The sequence below is a fragment of the Eubacterium aggregans genome, assembly GCF_900107815.1.
In the GTDB taxonomy this organism is placed as follows: domain Bacteria; phylum Bacillota; class Clostridia; order Eubacteriales; family Eubacteriaceae; genus Eubacterium_O; species Eubacterium_O aggregans.
Map to the genome: position 1 here is coordinate 71,142 of NZ_FNRK01000004.1, position 14,511 is coordinate 85,652.

At 52.1% G+C, this 14,511-nt stretch carries 14 protein-coding genes and 1 riboswitch; of the genes, 10 read left to right on the plus strand and 4 right to left on the minus strand.

The window, feature by feature from the left end; all coding sequences use genetic code 11:
- The first annotated feature begins 7 nt into the window (after positions 1–7).
- Entirely contained in the window at positions 8–1,057 is a 1,050-nt protein-coding gene (gene selD, locus BLW33_RS03370) for a selenide, water dikinase SelD (protein ID WP_090305053.1), read from the plus strand.
- Here selD and BLW33_RS03375 read toward each other — a convergent pair.
- Positions 1,054–2,217, minus strand: a complete 1,164-nt coding sequence (locus tag BLW33_RS03375; RefSeq protein ID WP_090305056.1) for an aminotransferase class V-fold PLP-dependent enzyme — start codon at positions 2,215–2,217, stop codon at positions 1,054–1,056. The genes selD and BLW33_RS03375 overlap by 4 nt on opposite strands.
- A gap of 83 nt (positions 2,218–2,300) precedes the next feature.
- Between BLW33_RS03375 and yedE the strand changes: the two genes are divergently transcribed.
- From yedE to BLW33_RS03390, 3 genes are read left to right on the plus strand one after another with little or no spacing between them, the layout of a single operon-like run.
- Positions 2,301–3,350: a YedE family putative selenium transporter gene (gene yedE / locus BLW33_RS03380; RefSeq protein WP_090305059.1), complete on the plus strand. Its 1,050-nt coding sequence runs from the start codon at positions 2,301–2,303 to the stop codon at positions 3,348–3,350.
- A 21-nt stretch (positions 3,351–3,371) separates the two neighbouring features.
- A complete protein-coding gene (locus BLW33_RS03385) occupies positions 3,372–3,590 on the plus strand; it encodes a sulfurtransferase TusA family protein (RefSeq protein WP_323398036.1) in 219 nt (72 codons plus the stop codon).
- Positions 3,587–3,829 (plus strand): putative Se/S carrier protein, encoded by a 243-nt coding sequence (locus BLW33_RS03390; RefSeq protein WP_090305062.1) that lies wholly within the window; start codon positions 3,587–3,589, stop codon positions 3,827–3,829. The genes BLW33_RS03385 and BLW33_RS03390 overlap by 4 nt, the downstream gene beginning before the upstream one ends.
- 215 nt (positions 3,830–4,044) lie before the next feature.
- Here the strand turns inward: BLW33_RS03390 and nrdG are convergent, their stop codons facing one another.
- Together nrdG and nrdD are read right to left on the minus strand one after the other, a co-directional pair.
- Positions 4,045–4,554 (minus strand): anaerobic ribonucleoside-triphosphate reductase activating protein, encoded by a 510-nt coding sequence (nrdG, locus tag BLW33_RS03395; protein WP_090305066.1) that lies wholly within the window; start codon positions 4,552–4,554, stop codon positions 4,045–4,047.
- Positions 4,555–4,562: 8 nt separating this feature from the next.
- Positions 4,563–6,743 carry an anaerobic ribonucleoside-triphosphate reductase gene (nrdD, locus tag BLW33_RS03400; protein WP_090305069.1) on the minus strand — a complete coding sequence of 727 codons (2,181 nt, stop codon included), beginning with the start codon at positions 6,741–6,743 and terminating at the stop codon, positions 4,563–4,565.
- A 119-nt stretch (positions 6,744–6,862) separates the two neighbouring features.
- A riboswitch (cobalamin riboswitch) is annotated at positions 6,863–7,040 on the minus strand.
- Positions 7,041–7,275: 235 nt separating this feature from the next.
- Here nrdD and BLW33_RS03405 point away from each other — a divergent pair.
- Positions 7,276–7,878, plus strand: a complete 603-nt coding sequence (locus BLW33_RS03405) for an HD-GYP domain-containing protein (protein ID WP_176966607.1) — start codon at positions 7,276–7,278, stop codon at positions 7,876–7,878.
- 52 nt (positions 7,879–7,930) lie between these two features.
- Here BLW33_RS03405 and BLW33_RS03410 read toward each other — a convergent pair whose 3' ends face one another.
- Positions 7,931–8,827: a DMT family transporter gene (locus BLW33_RS03410; RefSeq protein ID WP_090305075.1), complete on the minus strand. Its 897-nt coding sequence runs from the start codon at positions 8,825–8,827 to the stop codon at positions 7,931–7,933.
- 232 nt (positions 8,828–9,059) lie between these two features.
- Here BLW33_RS03410 and BLW33_RS03415 point away from each other — a divergent pair, with 232 nt between their 5' ends.
- From BLW33_RS03415 to BLW33_RS03435, 5 genes are all read left to right on the plus strand, one after another.
- The gene (locus BLW33_RS03415) at positions 9,060–9,272 is read left to right on the plus strand and encodes a FeoA family protein (RefSeq protein ID WP_090305077.1); all 213 of its coding nucleotides are present in this window, start codon (positions 9,060–9,062) and stop codon (positions 9,270–9,272) included.
- Between the two features lie 11 nt (positions 9,273–9,283).
- Positions 9,284–9,505, plus strand: a complete 222-nt coding sequence (locus BLW33_RS03420) for a FeoA family protein (protein WP_090305079.1) — start codon at positions 9,284–9,286, stop codon at positions 9,503–9,505.
- Positions 9,506–9,566: 61 nt separating this feature from the next.
- Positions 9,567–11,714, plus strand: coding sequence for a ferrous iron transport protein B (feoB, locus tag BLW33_RS03425; RefSeq protein WP_090305082.1), 2,148 nt, complete (start codon positions 9,567–9,569; stop codon positions 11,712–11,714).
- A 30-nt stretch (positions 11,715–11,744) separates the two neighbouring features.
- Positions 11,745–11,924: a FeoB-associated Cys-rich membrane protein gene (locus BLW33_RS03430; protein WP_090305084.1), complete on the plus strand. Its 180-nt coding sequence runs from the start codon at positions 11,745–11,747 to the stop codon at positions 11,922–11,924.
- 167 nt (positions 11,925–12,091) lie between these two features.
- Positions 12,092–14,416, plus strand: coding sequence for a heavy metal translocating P-type ATPase (locus tag BLW33_RS03435; RefSeq protein WP_090305087.1), 2,325 nt, complete (start codon positions 12,092–12,094; stop codon positions 14,414–14,416).
- Positions 14,417–14,511: the final 95 nt, after the last annotated feature.

The window sequence follows — 14,511 nt, forward strand, 5'->3', positions numbered from 1 at the left end:
GAAAAGCATGGAAGAAACCATTAAACTGACGAAATTGGCAAAATGCGCGGGGTGTGGTGCAAAGGTAGGGGCAGGGACCCTGTCGGAACTATTGGGGGATTTAAAGGTCCATCAGGACGACAACCTCATTGTGGGATTTGATAAAAGTGATGATGCCTCGGTTTATAAAATCAGTGACGAATTGGCATTGGTCCAGACCCTGGACTTCTTTCCACCCATTGCTGATGATCCCTACCTCTTCGGGCAGATTGCAGCGACCAACGCTCTAAGCGATGTCTATGCCATGGGCGGAGAGCCTAAATTGGCCATGAACATTCTCTGCGTAACGGAATCCATGCCCCGGGAGGCAGTCCACGAGGTGCTCCGGGGTGGGTATGATAAGGTGTATGAGGCCGGAGCCATCATTACCGGAGGCCACAGCATCATCGATGAGGAGCCCAAGTACGGCCTATCCGTCACAGGCTTTGTCCATCCGGATAAGGTGTTAAGCAATAGTGGTGCCAAGGTGGGGGACCAGCTGATCCTCACCAAGCCCCTGGGAGTGGGAATCCTCACCACCGGAGCCAAGGTGGATATGGTCGAGCCTGAAAATCTGGATCGGGTCATGACCCAAATGACCACCCTTAATAAGGCCGCCCGGGATGTCATGGTCAAATACCGGGTCCACAGCTGCACCGATGTGACGGGCTTTTCCCTCATGGGCCACGGTTATGAAATGGCCGAAGGCAGCGATGCGTCTCTGGCGATATGGATGGATAGCATCAAGGTGCTGCCCCAGGCCCTGGAGTTGGCTGAAATGGGCATTCTTCCGGCGGGTATGTACCGCAACCGCAGCTTCTGTGAAGGAGAGGTTGCCGTGGATGAGGGAATCAGCCGGGCCATGGTGGATGTCCTCTTCGATCCCCAGACCTCCGGTGGTCTGCTTATGGCCGTGGACCCGGAAGATGCCGAGGCTCTCTACCGTGAGCTTCAGGGCCAGGTCCCGGGGGCTCAGTGGATCGGTGAGGTTAGGGATGCCATCCCGGGATGTAAAATTAAAATTCACCCATGCCGTTAACGGCATGAATCGCCCTGGAGAATCTGATCCAGGGCAGTGATGGCCTGATGGATTTCCCAGGCAGTATTAAAGGCCGAAAAGGAAAAGCGGACGCTGCCCTGGGGATAGGTCCCCAGGGTTTGATGGGCACTGGGGGCACAGTGGAGACCGCACCGGGTCATAATGCCGTATTCGCTGCTGAGGCGATGGGCCACCACAGCATTGTCCCGGTCTGTGAAGTCCAGGGAGACGACAGCCATCCGGCCGGAGGTCCCGGGAAGACCCACCCTGCGGACATGGGGGAGCTCAGACACACCGTCGAGGAATTGCCTGGTCCATTCCATCTCGATGGTGTGCATTTTTTGCCAATCGTTATTCTCTAAAAAACATAATGAATGATGGAGGCCGTAGATGCCCGGCAGGTTCAGGGTTCCGCTTTCAAAACGATCGGGCATATAGGTTGGCAGCTCTTCGGAATCTGAGGCGCTGCCAGTCCCCCCGGCAATAAGGGGCGTGAGGGATTGGGCCAGCTCCGGAGTTAGGAGTAAGCCGCCAATACCCTGGGGTCCCAAGAGGCCCTTGTGTCCGGTGAATCCCAGGGCTGAAAGCCCCAGGGTCTTAAAGTCGATATCGATGTGTCCGGCGGTTTGGGCGGTATCCAGTAAAAAAGGAATACCATAGCTCTGGGCAATCCGCCCGATTTCAGCAATGGGCAGGAGGGTGCCGCACACATTGGAGGCGTGGAGGCAGGCAATCAGTCGGGTGTTGGGACGAATAAGGGGGATGATGGCCAGGGCATCCACCTGGCCCCGCTCATCCCCGGGAATCCGGTCGAAGGTGACGCCTTGGGCAGCCAGCTGGACTAAGGGGCGCATGGTTGCGTTGTGCTCCATACTGCTGACGATGGCGTGGTCTCCGGGCCTCAGCAGCCCCTTAATGACCAGATTCAGGCTCATGGTGACCCCTGAAGTGAAAATCACGTGGGAGGGGTCTCCAAAATGGAAAAGCCGGGCCAGCTGTTCCCGGGTTTCCAGGGCGGTTAAAGCCGCGGTGGTGGATGCGGCGTAGCTGGAGCGGTTGATATTTGTACCAATATCCTCCAGATAGTGGCCGACGGCAGCGCCGAGGCCTGGGGCCTTAGGGAAACTGGTGGCACCATTATCAAAATATAATCTATCCATATCGTTCTCCTGTAAGTAGTATATCGATAAGGACAGTTTAACATAGATGAGAGAAATAATAAAAGAAAGAGGTAATTTTTAGCATGAAAAAGAATGGGGTGTTTATTTTGAGCGGAGTGCTCATCGGCGGTGTGGCCATTGCCCTGGCGGCTCTAGGGAATCCTGGGAATATGGGGTTCTGTATTGCCTGCTTCCTCCGGGATATTGCCGGTTCGTGCTCCCTGCACAGCGCAGGGATCGTGCAGAACTTCAGACCGGAAATTGTGGGGCTTCTCATTGGGGCCTTCGTGATGGCGGTATTCAGTAAGGAATTTAATCCCAAAGGGGGATCGGCACCCTTTACCCGGTTTTTACTGGGAATGGTGGCCATGATCGGGGCCCTGATGTTTTTAGGCTGCCCCCTGCGGATGATGTTACGCATCGGTGGTGGCGATTTAAATGCCATCGTGGGATTGGCAGGCTTTGTCGTTGGGATCTTAGGGGGAATTTTTGCCCTCAATAAGGGTTTTAATCTGCGCCGGGCCTATAAGATGGGCAAGGTGGAAGGCATTGGATTTACCGTAGTCCTGGTGGGGCTTTTCGTCCTATCTCTGGCGATTCCCTCTTTGTTTAAACTTAGTACCGAGGGGCCGGGATCCATGTATGCGCCCATTTGGGCAGCCCTCCTTGGGGGCATTCTGGTAGGGGCTGTCTGTCAGCGCCAGCGGGTGTGTACCGTGGCTGGCATTCGGGATGCCGTTATGTTTAAGGAATTTCGGATGCTGTGGGTCTTTCTGACCATTATTGCCACGGTTTTGGTGGGCAATTTAATTCTGGGGACCTTTAATCTAGGCTTTGCGGACCAGCCCATCGCCCATACCGATGGATTGTGGAATTTCCTGGGAATGGCCCTGTCTGGCTTATGCTTTACCCTCCTTGGGGGCTGCCCTCTGCGCCAGCTGATTTTAACGGGAGAAGGGAATTCTGATTCTGCTATGGTGGTTCTGGGACTCATTGCCGGAGCAGCCTTCGCCCATAATTTTGGGTTAGCAGCTTCGGGAAAGGGTCCCACTTTTAATGGACAGATTGCAGTAGCTGTGGGGTTTGTCATTGTCGCCATTGTCGCGGTGATGTACTCCCGGGAACAAGCTTAGGATTTTGGGAGGTTTGAAAGGATGAATACAATGGATAATACAGTGGATGCACGGGGGCTGTCCTGCCCCATTCCGGTGGTGATGGTGAAAAAAGCAATGGCGGGCGAGCCAGCGGCGGTATCGGTTTTAGTGGACAACCCCGTAGCCATGGAGAATGTCACTCGATTTGCCGAGCACCAGGGCTATACCGTGGTGGTTACCGAGGCTTCCGGGGAGTATCACCTGGATCTAAAAAAATGATGGACTATATCGCCACCTTTCACACCCACTTTTCAGCGGTCAAAACCCACCGAAGCCTAGGGGCTGCGGGGGTAGAGGCAGTGATGATGCCCACCCTCCGGGCCTTGTCCTCCAGCTGCGGTACCTGTGTGGCCTTCCGGGCAGACCGGGATATGCGGGAATGCCTGGACGGAGAGTACGAGTGCCTGTACCAAGTCGAAAAGGATGGTGGCTATACCTGCTTGATGGATAATGCCTAGGGATTGCATGCAAATAATGGCAATAAAAAGGGACTCCTGCAGTTGGCGATTTCGCCCCCCTGCAGGAGTCCCTATTATTATTTTGGTTTTAATTTAAATCGGCCTCGGCTTTGGCGTACAATAATCGTTGCATAATCGTTAGGTTTACGCATGGCGGGACTCGATACCCTTATTACAGTCCCTTTAATGGGTGCTGCAAAGATATTGCACCGCCGTTAAGCACAATTATGGGCGATCCTTCCCTGGGAGAGCTGTAAAATCCGTTGGTTGGCCGATCCCCGAAACCGAAGGCTGATGTCGGCCTGTTCTTTAATGAAGGGACCATCCACCAGCACGTCGATGTGGCTTAACAGGACATCCGTTACATCGCTGTGGGCCCGTCCTCCCGGAAGGAGGTCCTTTTCGTAGACGTAGCCGGTGTAGCACCAGATATCCTTATGGGGCGCGGCGTTACCCAGGGCAGTAACCAGGTCCAACAAGGCCGGTTGGTTTCGGGGGTCCAGGGGCTCGCCCCCGAGGATGGTGAGCCCGGTGATGTAATCCGGGGCCAGGCTATGGATAATTTCCGCCGCTACGGCCTCGGTGAAGGGGGTGCCGTAGTCAAAATCCCAGGCTATTTCGTTGAAACAACCGGGACAGCGGTGGGTACAGCCCGAGACAAAAAGGCTGGTGCGCACCCCGGGGCCGTTGGCGATATCATAGTATTTGATGGTTGCGTAGTTCATGGAGGCTCCTAAAGGTGCAGGACCCGGTCTCTGATTTCCTCGGTACGGCCCTGGTTCCAGAACTGGGTGCCGATGTAGCCGCAGGTCCGACGCGTGACATTGAGTTTGTCCTCTTCACGGTTACCGCAGTTGGGGCATTCCCAAACCAGCTTGCCGTCCTGATCTTCAACGATGACCACCTCCCCGCTAAAGCCGCAGACCTGGCAGTAGTCCGACTTGGTATTCAGTTCTGCATACATAATATTATCGTAGATGAACTGGAGGACGCTGAGGACTGCCGGAATATTGCCTTGCATATCTGGAACCTCTACATAGCTGATGGCACCGCCTGGGGAAAGCTTCTGGAACTGGCTTTCAAATTTCAGCTTCGCAAAGGCATTGATGGGCTCGGAGACATGGACATGGTAGCTATTGGTGATATAGCCCTTATCGGTAATGCCCTCGATGATGCCAAAGCGTTTTTGCAGGCAACGGGCAAACTTGTAGGTGGTGGATTCCAGGGGGGTGCCGTAAAGGCTGAAATCGATGCGGTGGGCCGCCTTCCAGGTGGCGCAGGCATCGTTCATCCGGGTCATGACCGCCATGGCAAAGGGCGTAGCGGCGGCATCGGTGTGGGATTTTCCGGTCATATATTTGCAGCATTCGTAAAGTCCGGCATAACCCAGGCTGATGGTGGAGTAGCCATCGTAAAGCAAAGGGTCGATGGGGGCACCCTTGGGCAGACGGGCCAGGGCACCGTATTGCCAGAGGATGGGGGCCGCATCGGAAAGGGTACCCTTCAGGCGGTTGTGGCGGCACAGCAGGGCTTCATGGCAGAGCTCCAAACGTTCCTCAAAGATCTGCCAAAAACGATCCAGATCTCCACCGCTGGATAGGGCCACATCCACCAGATTCAGGGTGACCACCCCTTGATTAAATCGGCCATAATATTTGGGGGCTCCGCTTTCGGGGTCTACATAGGGGGTTAAAAAGCTGCGGCAGCCCATGCAGGTATAGCAGTGTCCCTCACCATTGGCATCCACCTTGCTCTCCAGCATCACCTTTTCGCTGATATAATCCGGGACCATGCGCTTAGCCGTACACTCTGCAGAAAGTTGGGTGAGGTAGAAGAAGGGCGTTCCTTCCTTCAGGTTGTCCTCCTCCAGGACGTAAATGAGCTTGGGAAAGGCGGGGGTCACCCAGACCCCGGTTTCGTTCTTCACGCCCTGGATACGTTGGAGGAGGGTTTCCTCAATAATCATGGCCAGGTCCGTTTTTTCCTGGGGATTCCGGGCCTCTCCAAGATACATAAACACCGTCACAAAGGGGGCCTGGCCATTGGTGGTCATTAAAGTGACCACTTGATACTGGATGGTCTGGACTCCCCGCTTAATTTCATCCCGAAGACGTTTTTCGGTGATGGCATCCATTTGTGCTTCGGTGGGGGTGATGCCTAAATCGGCCATCTCCTCAGTAACGCTGCGGCGGATTTTTTGACGGCTGACGTCCACAAAGGGTGCCAGATGGGTCAGGCTGATGCTCTGCCCCCCGTATTGGCTGCTGGCGACCTGGGCAATGATCTGGGTGGCAATGTTGCAGGCCGTGGAAAAGCTGTGGGGCTTATCGATGCGGGTGCCGCTGATGACCGTCCCATTTTGGAGCATATCCTCCAGGTTCACCAAATCGCAGTTGTGCATATGCTGGGCGAAATAATCGGAATCGTGGAAGTGGATGATTCCCTGCTCATGGGCCTCGGAGATGGCGGTGGGCAGGAGCATCCGCATGGTCAGATCCTTGCTGACCTCACCGGCCATATAATCCCGCTGGACACTGTTGACCCGGGGGTTCTTGTTGGAATTTTCCTGTTTGACATCCTCATTATTGCATTCGATCAGGCTGAGGATTTTATCGTCGGTGGTGTTGCTGGAGCGCTTAAGGGTCCGCACATAACGGTAGGTGATATACTGTCTGGCGACCTCATAAGCCTCCTGGGCCATGATTTCATTCTCAACCAGATCTTGGATTTCCTCCACATTCATGGCATGGGGACGGGCCACGCAGACCTGCTCCACGGCGTCTGCTACCTGAGTGATTTGGTCCCGGGTGAGACGTTGGGTTTCCGGGACGACCGCGTTGGCCCGGCCCACCGCAGCGATGATTTTCGTAATATCAAAGGTCATTTCTGTGCCGTTGCGCTTGATGATTTTCATAGAATCTCCTTAGGATTATAAGACATTAAAAAATGGAGTACTCCCTGGGACTCCATTATGTGATGGGGCATTGCGCACAGCAATAACCGCCATCCAGAAACGCCATCTGAGCAGGGAATGGTTTCCGATATCATCAAGCAGGCTTTCTGACTCCATCTCATCGTATACCGCGCCTTCTCGCTTGCGCAATGGCATCTGCGGCGTACTCCTTGATTACAGCGACCTGTTCGTACGGGGATTCCACCCGATTTTCCTTTTATCGATTTTGAATCGATCACTTGATGATATTATTTACTTGAACTAAGTATAGTGGCTTACGACTGAAAAGTCAAGAGGATATCACAATATATTGTGATATGATAGCTATTACATATCAAAGGATTGTTTAAGAAAATTTGGTTTAAAGATAAGAAAAACGGTATTTTTTGACAAATGTAAGTAAAAACTAAAGGGTACCTTGTGCGGCAATTAAGAATCTGATAAAATTGTTATACGAATAATGAGGTGGAGTATGCATCGAGGACAGACAAAAATGAACAATTATTTTAATCGGCTGCCCCAGGGGATGCAGCGGCATTGCCAGCGTACTGGTCAATATATGCGCATGGTCCTGATGGCCATGGATTTAGGCGCTTTGGAAAGGGCCCTGCTGTGGCGGGGACTTTCACCCTTTGACTACCATGATATTGGAAAGATTCTCCTGCCAGAAAGCTTAATGGAGCAGGCGGGGTCTTACACTGTGGAGGAAAGTCTGCGGATGATGGGTCATGTGGATTATGGCCAGCAGATTTTTTGCAGTATTGGAGCAGAATTTCCAGAGGCGGCGGATTTTTGTAAGGCGGGTGAGGATATTGCCCTTTTCCATCATGAATGCTGGGATGGGACGGGGTATCCAGACGGACGCTCCGGTGAGGAAATTCCATTTTTGGCACGGGTGTGTGCCATTGCCAATGCCTATACGGGGACTTTGGAGGGGGGCACACAGCGGCCGGGACATCCTGTGGATATCGCCCTGCAGGAACTGCTTTCCGGAGGAGGAAGCTGGTTCGATCCTGAAATTGTCGGCTGCTTTGTGGATTATGTCATTAAGGGTGAGGCGATTACCGGACGGACGGTAGATTTTGAAAAACGATGAACGAAAAAAAGACCTTTTGTGGAAGTGGCAGCGGTAGTATTTCAGCCACTGATCAGGAGGTCTTTTTTGTTGCCAAAAAGGTACCGAGGATCATAAGCCCCAGGGCGATGAAAAATGACGGTCCTGGAACATTTGAAAATAGGATGAGGGAAAGCCCGGTACTGACAAAGGGGGCAATGGCGTAGCAGGCACTGGTGCGGGCGGCACCTAAATCCCGCTGGGCGCTGACATAACAGAAGATGCTCAGACCGTAGGCTACAAAGCCCAGAAGTAGCACCAGGGGGATAAGGGAAAGGGTGGGAAGGGATTCTCCGATGGCTAAAGCAATAACGAAGGCCCCGGTACCTGATCCAAAGCCCTTGACCATGACGATTTGGAGGGGGTCCTTCCGGGAGAGGACTCGGGTACAATTGTTTTCCAGGCCCCAGCAGCAGCAGGCCAAAAGGACGAGGAGTGCCCCGGGATTCAGGCAAATCGTACCCGTATCCTCAGCAGATAACAGGAGGCTGGCCAGGGTGATGAGCCCAATGCCAGCCCATAAGCCCCTGGGAATACGCTCATGGAAGAACACCAATGCCAGGACAGCGGTTGCTACGATTTCAAAATTATTAAGGGGGGCGACGGTGGCGGCGTTGGTAAGATTCAGACCAAGCATTAAAAGAATGGGTGCCGCAATATCGAGCCCGATCATGGCCAGGATGGCGGGCATCTGCTCACGGGTTAGCCCTTCCGCTTGATGCTCGGGACAGGCTAATTTCCGGATAGAACCTAAAACCACCATGCCCATACCGGCGCCAAGGTAAAGGAAGGCAGCCAGCATCGTAGGGCTGATGGTATTCAGCAGTATTTTGGAAACAGGTGTGCTGATGGCATAAAGAAAGGCCGCCAGAAGGGCGAAGCCCAAGGCCTTGGAGTTGGTAGCGGAGAGACGATGGTCAATGGAATTCATGGCATACCTCCAATTGAATTTGGTGTTGAGTATTCTAAAAGACCCCCCCAGGGGGTTATTTACAGCGTACAGCTTTTTGACGATTAAGTCAAGAATGAAGTTATTTTGAAATAATTCTAATGTATTTTAAGTGTTGACGCACAAAGTTAGTTGATATAAACTTTATGTACGAATGGTAGTACTGACAAACAATGTCAGCTTTAACAATCAATTTCGATTTAAGGAGGACAAAATGATGCCTTTATCATTTATAAACACGGGGGAATCCGGTGAGATAAAACGGATTGGAGGATCTGATGATGTCAAGAAATTTTTAAATAATCTGGGTTTTATTCCGGGGAGTACGATTACGGTGGTCAATCGTATGAATGGCAATGTCATCGTTAGTGTTCGAGATGCCCGGGTGGCCATCAGCCACGAAATGGCAAAGAAAATCATGATTTAGGAGGAAGTGTATTGATAACCTTAAAAGAAACAAAGGTCGGGGAGACGGTCAAAGTCACCAAGCTTCATGGGATTGGTCCGGTTAAGCGACGTATTATGGATATGGGGATTACCAAAGGAACTTCAATTTCTGTACGAAAGGTCGCTCCCTTAGGCGATCCGGTCGAGGTAACGGTTCGAGGCTATGAATTGTCCCTGAGGAAAGCGGATGCCGAGCTGATCGAGGTTGAATAAACGCGCTGATGCGCGATTATTTTTGGTGAAAGAGTTAGCGAAACTAATTTAGGAGGAATCAATGGGAATACATCTTGCCCTGGCGGGGAATCCCAATTGTGGGAAGACGACGCTGTTTAATGCATTAACGGGATCCAACCAATTCGTTGGGAATTGGCCTGGGGTCACTGTGGAAAAAAAGGAAGGAAAGTACCGGAAGGATAAGGAGATTGCCATCATCGACCTTCCTGGAATTTATTCTTTATCCCCCTACACTTTAGAAGAAGTGGTTGCCCGGGAATACCTGGTGGGGGAACGCCCTGAGGTGGTCATTGATATCGTGGATGGAACCAATCTGGAAAGAAATCTGTATTTGACCACCCAGATCCTGGAAATGGGATTGCCGGTGGTTGTAGCGGTCAATATGATGGATTTGGTCCGTAAAAATGGGGATACCGTGGATATTCAGGCCATGGAAAAGGCTCTGGGCTGCCCGGTGGTGGAAATCTCTGCCATGAAAGGAGAAGGCCTTACGGAACTCATTGCAGCGGCGAAAAAAGCTGCTGCTGGGACTCCCGTCGTTCCAAAGCATCGATACAGTGGCTGTGTGGAGCACGCCCTGGCCCATATTGAGGAGGCGGTGCTCCATCATCTTCCAGAAGAGCAGCAGCGTTTTTACGCCATCAAGTGCTTCGAACGGGATGAAAAAATCCATGAATCCCTGGGCCTTGATGCCCCGGCAATCCAGCATATCGCTAAGGATATTATCGATTGTGAAAAGGAACTGGATGATGATGCAGAAAGCATTATCACCGGGGAACGCTACGATTATATTGAGGGCGTCATCGGAAAATGTCATTCCCAAAAGACCCGGGGGCAGCTGAGTATCTCCGATAAAATCGACCGGGTGGTCACCAATCGATTTGCGGCCATGCCTATTTTTGCGGCGGTGATGGTTCTGGTCTATTATGTTTCAGTGACCACCGTGGGGACCTTTTTAACGGACTGGACTAATGATACCCTCTTTGGGGCCTGGATTATTCCCAGTGCGTCAGCAGGGCTAGAGGCCATTGGCTGTGCCGATTGGCTCTCCGGACTTTTAGTGGATGGCGTTCTGAGCGGTGTGGGTGCGGTATTGGGATTTGTACCCCAGATGCTGGTGCTCTTCCTGTTCCTTGCCTTTCTGGAATCCTGCGGCTACATGGCCCGGGTTGCCTTTATCATGGACCGGATTTTTAGAAAATTTGGGTTGTCGGGTAAATCCTTTATCCCCATGTTAATTGGATCGGGATGTGGTGTCCCCGGGATTATGGCCTCCCGAACCATTGAGAATGTCAGGGATCGCCGGATGACCATTATGACGACGACCTTTATCCCCTGTTCGGCAAAGCTGCCCATTATTGCCCTCATTGCAGGAGCCTTATTTGGTGGCGCCTGGTGGGTAGCACCCAGTGCTTATTTCGTGGGAATTTTTGCCATTGTTTGTTCTGGGATTGTTTTAAAGAAAACCCGGATGTTCACCGGGGACCCCGCGCCTTTCGTCATGGAGCTGCCGGCCTATCACTGGCCAAGGGTATCGGATGTGCTGAGAAGCACCTGGGAACGGGGCTGGGCCTTTATCAAACGGGCGGGCACCATCATCCTGTTATCGACCATCATCGTCTGGTCTCTCCAAAGCTTTGGCATGGTGGACGGAGGCATTGGTATGGTGGAGGATATGAACGAGAGCTTTTTAGCAGCCATCGGTTCGGCCTTTGCCTGGATATTCACACCCCTGGGATGGGGGAATTGGCAGGCCGCGGTGGCGGCCATCACCGGTCTTGTGGCCAAGGAAAACGTGGTGGGAACCTTTGGGGTGCTCTATGGCTTCTCTGAGGTGGCTGAAGATGGCGCAGAGGTCTGGGGTACCCTGGCCGCCAGCTTTACTGTGTTTTCTGCCTATTCCTTCCTGGTATTCAATCTGCTGTGTGCCCCTTGCTTTGCAGCCATGGGCGCCATTAAGGGTGAAATGCAAAGTGCAAAATGGTTTTGGTTTGCCATTGGTTATCAATGTGGCTTAGCCTATGCGGTTGCCCTGTGTGTCTATCAAATCGGGACCTTTATTTCAACTGGGGCCTTTACCCTGGGGACGGTGGTGGCCATTCTGCTGATCATCGGCTTTTTATACCTTCTCTTCCGGCCCGAAAAAAAGGTGGACGCTGTGGGTAATCCTAAGACTGTTGAATTATAATCATTGTAAAAATAGGAAGGAGGACACTCTATGGGAACCTTTATTGTCGGCGGAGTACTGTTGGCGATAGTCGCTGCCATTGTCATTAAATTGGTACGGGATAAAAAGAAAGGCGGTGGCTGTGGTTGCGGCTGTACCTCCTGCCCCCATGCCAGCAGCTGTGGCGGTGATAAAAAAACATCGGATACAGATACTGATAAGGAAGAGTAAATTAATATTGACAGACACCCTCTAGGACCCTTCGTCCTGGAGGGTGTTTTTTTGAGCAATTTACATTAAAAAAAATTCTAAAAGCCTTGACTTTTGAAAAAAAGTGACATAATATCAATATATGAATGATTGTTCATATATTAATATAAAATCATAAGGAGATTGCGATGTCCAACCATCATAAAGAACAAGAGCATACCCAAGGGCACGACCATACCCATGGTGAAGCCTGCGGCTGCGGTCATGACTATCATGATCACGACCATGAATCCAAAAACGAAAAGCATGAAGGCTGTAACTGCGGCCACGACCACCATGGTCATCATCATACCAAAGAACCGGAGACTCAGGATGGCGGGAAGGTGACCGAGGGCCATGAGGCCAGGGTCTACACCATCGAAAACCTGGGTTGCGCCAATTGTGCGGCGAAGATGGAAAAACGCATTAGCGCCCTCCCGGAGGTGTCCAGTGCCTCCATAACCTTTGCCACCAAGGAACTGCGCTTAACAGCAGCAAATCAGGACCGCCTGCTGCCGGAAATAGAGGCCATCTGTCAAAAAATTGAAAATGGGGTCCATCTGGTGGCAAAAGAAGGTGGCCGAAAGAAAGAAATCCAAAGATCTAAAAGATTTTTCACAAAGGATCGATTGAATCTCATTTCCCTCATTTTAGGCGGTATATTCTTCATTGGTGTCGAAATATACCATGAAATCAGCGGAATCGAGACCTACTCTATGCCTCTGATCATTGCCTTTGTGGTGGCCTATCTTGTACTAGGGGGAAACATTGTTTTAACTGCGGTTAAAAATCTCTTCAAGGGACAGGTGTTCGATGAAAACTTCTTGATGAGTGTCGCCACACTGGGGGCCTTTGCCATCGCCCAATACCCCGAAGCCGTAGGTGTTATGCTCTTCTTTCGAATTGGGATAACCTTCGAGCATTATGCTGTGGAGCGCAGCCGAAGCCAGATTATGGAGGCGGTGGACCTTCGACCAGAAACGGTCAACTTATTGGTGGGTGAGTCGGTCAAAATTATCGGTGCTGAGGAAGCTCAGGTGGGGGATATCCTTCTGGTGCGACCAGGGGACCGCATTCCCCTGGATGGCATCGTCATTGATGGGGAAAGCCGCATTGATACCGCTGCGATCACCGGAGAGCCGGTACCCGTTGGAGTCAGCACTGGGGATGAAGTCATCTCAGGCTGTGTCAATACCTCCGGGGCCCTTAAAATCCGGGTAGAAAAGGGATTGGAGGAATCCATGGTCACCCGGATACTGGACTCCGTGGAAAATGCCGCCGCCAGCAAGCCGAGAATTGACAATTTTATTACCCGGTTCGCCCGGGTATACACCCCGGTGGTGGTGGTTATTGCCCTGTTTACCGCAGTGGGCATTCCTCTGATTACTGGACAGGCCTTCTACCCCTGGATTTATACAGCCCTGAGCTTTTTAGTGATGAGCTGCCCCTGTGCCCTGGTGCTGTCGGTGCCCCTGGCCTTCTTCTGCGGCATTGGCGCCGGATCAAAAAAAGGCATTCTGTTTAAGGGCGGCGTTGTCATGGAAGTTTTGGCTAACATTAAGGCGGTGGTCATGGATAAAACCGGGACCATTACCCAGGGAAATTTTGTGGTGCAGCAGGTCATTCCCACAGGAAATTTTGGGGAGACAGAGCTTCTGGCCCTGGCCGCATCCTGTGAACAGGTGTCCACCCATCCCATCGCCACAAGCATCGTGGCGGCGGCGGAGGCCCGTGGCCTGACCTTAAATGCCCCCGAGGCCGTTGAGGAGCTGTCCGGTAAGGGGATCGTGGCTACCCAGGGAGACCGGACGGTTTTGTGCGGTAATGTCAAGCTCATGGAATTCAAGGGCATTGACCTGGCTGGTCGTGTTAAGGCACAGCGGGGTTCTGAGGTGCTCCTGGCGGTGGACGGCGTTTACGCCGGACAGATTATCGTGGCGGATACCCTTAAGCCTGAGGCCAGATCGGCCATCTCCCGGATTAAGGACAACCATATCCTAACGGCCATGCTCACCGGGGATGCCCAGGACAGTGCAGATGCCGTGGCGGCAGAGGCGGGTGTGGAAGAAGTCCACGCCCGGCTACTACCCCAGGATAAGCTGGCTGAATTGGGACGGATTCGGGATAAAATCGGGTCCGTCATGTTCGTCGGCGACGGCATTAACGATGCGCCGGTGTTAGCCGGGGCCGATGTGGGAGCCGCCATGGGCAGCGGTGCCGATGCCGCCATCGAGGCTGCGGATGTGGTGTTTATGAATTCAAATTTAGATGCCATTCCAGCCGCCATCGAAATTGCAAAGAAGACCTTAGGGATTTCCTGGCAGAACGTTGTTTTTGCTCTAACCATTAAAATTATCGTGATGATTCTGGGTTTAACGGGGATTTACGCCAATATGTGGCTGGCAGTCTTTGCAGATACCGGGGTTGCCTTCCTGTGTATTCTCAATTCCATTCGTATCTTATATAGTAAGTAATATTTGCCGGGGACCGAAGTCGAATGCTTTGGGTCCCGGTTTTTTAATTGCGCTTGTATTTTTATGGGGGATGCTCTAAAATAAAAATAAGTTAA

Bases quoted from the DNA above. Each gene is read 5' to 3' on its own strand.
- selD (WP_090305053.1), top strand. From the start codon at position 8: ATGGAAGAAACCATTAAACTGACGAAATTGGCAAAATGCGCGGGGTGT.
- BLW33_RS03375 (WP_090305056.1), bottom strand. From the start codon at position 2,217: ATGGATAGATTATATTTTGATAATGGTGCCACCAGTTTCCCTAAGGCC.
- yedE (WP_090305059.1), top strand. From the start codon at position 2,301: ATGAAAAAGAATGGGGTGTTTATTTTGAGCGGAGTGCTCATCGGCGGT.
- BLW33_RS03385 (WP_323398036.1), top strand. From the start codon at position 3,372: ATGAATACAATGGATAATACAGTGGATGCACGGGGGCTGTCCTGCCCC.
- BLW33_RS03390 (WP_090305062.1), top strand. From the start codon at position 3,587: ATGATGGACTATATCGCCACCTTTCACACCCACTTTTCAGCGGTCAAA.
- nrdG (WP_090305066.1), bottom strand. From the start codon at position 4,554: ATGAACTACGCAACCATCAAATACTATGATATCGCCAACGGCCCCGGG.
- nrdD (WP_090305069.1), bottom strand. From the start codon at position 6,743: ATGAAAATCATCAAGCGCAACGGCACAGAAATGACCTTTGATATTACG.
- BLW33_RS03405 (WP_176966607.1), top strand. From the start codon at position 7,276: ATGAACAATTATTTTAATCGGCTGCCCCAGGGGATGCAGCGGCATTGC.
- BLW33_RS03410 (WP_090305075.1), bottom strand. From the start codon at position 8,827: ATGAATTCCATTGACCATCGTCTCTCCGCTACCAACTCCAAGGCCTTG.
- BLW33_RS03415 (WP_090305077.1), top strand. From the start codon at position 9,060: ATGATGCCTTTATCATTTATAAACACGGGGGAATCCGGTGAGATAAAA.
- feoB (WP_090305082.1), top strand. From the start codon at position 9,567: ATGGGAATACATCTTGCCCTGGCGGGGAATCCCAATTGTGGGAAGACG.
- BLW33_RS03430 (WP_090305084.1), top strand. From the start codon at position 11,745: ATGGGAACCTTTATTGTCGGCGGAGTACTGTTGGCGATAGTCGCTGCC.
- BLW33_RS03435 (WP_090305087.1), top strand. From the start codon at position 12,092: ATGTCCAACCATCATAAAGAACAAGAGCATACCCAAGGGCACGACCAT.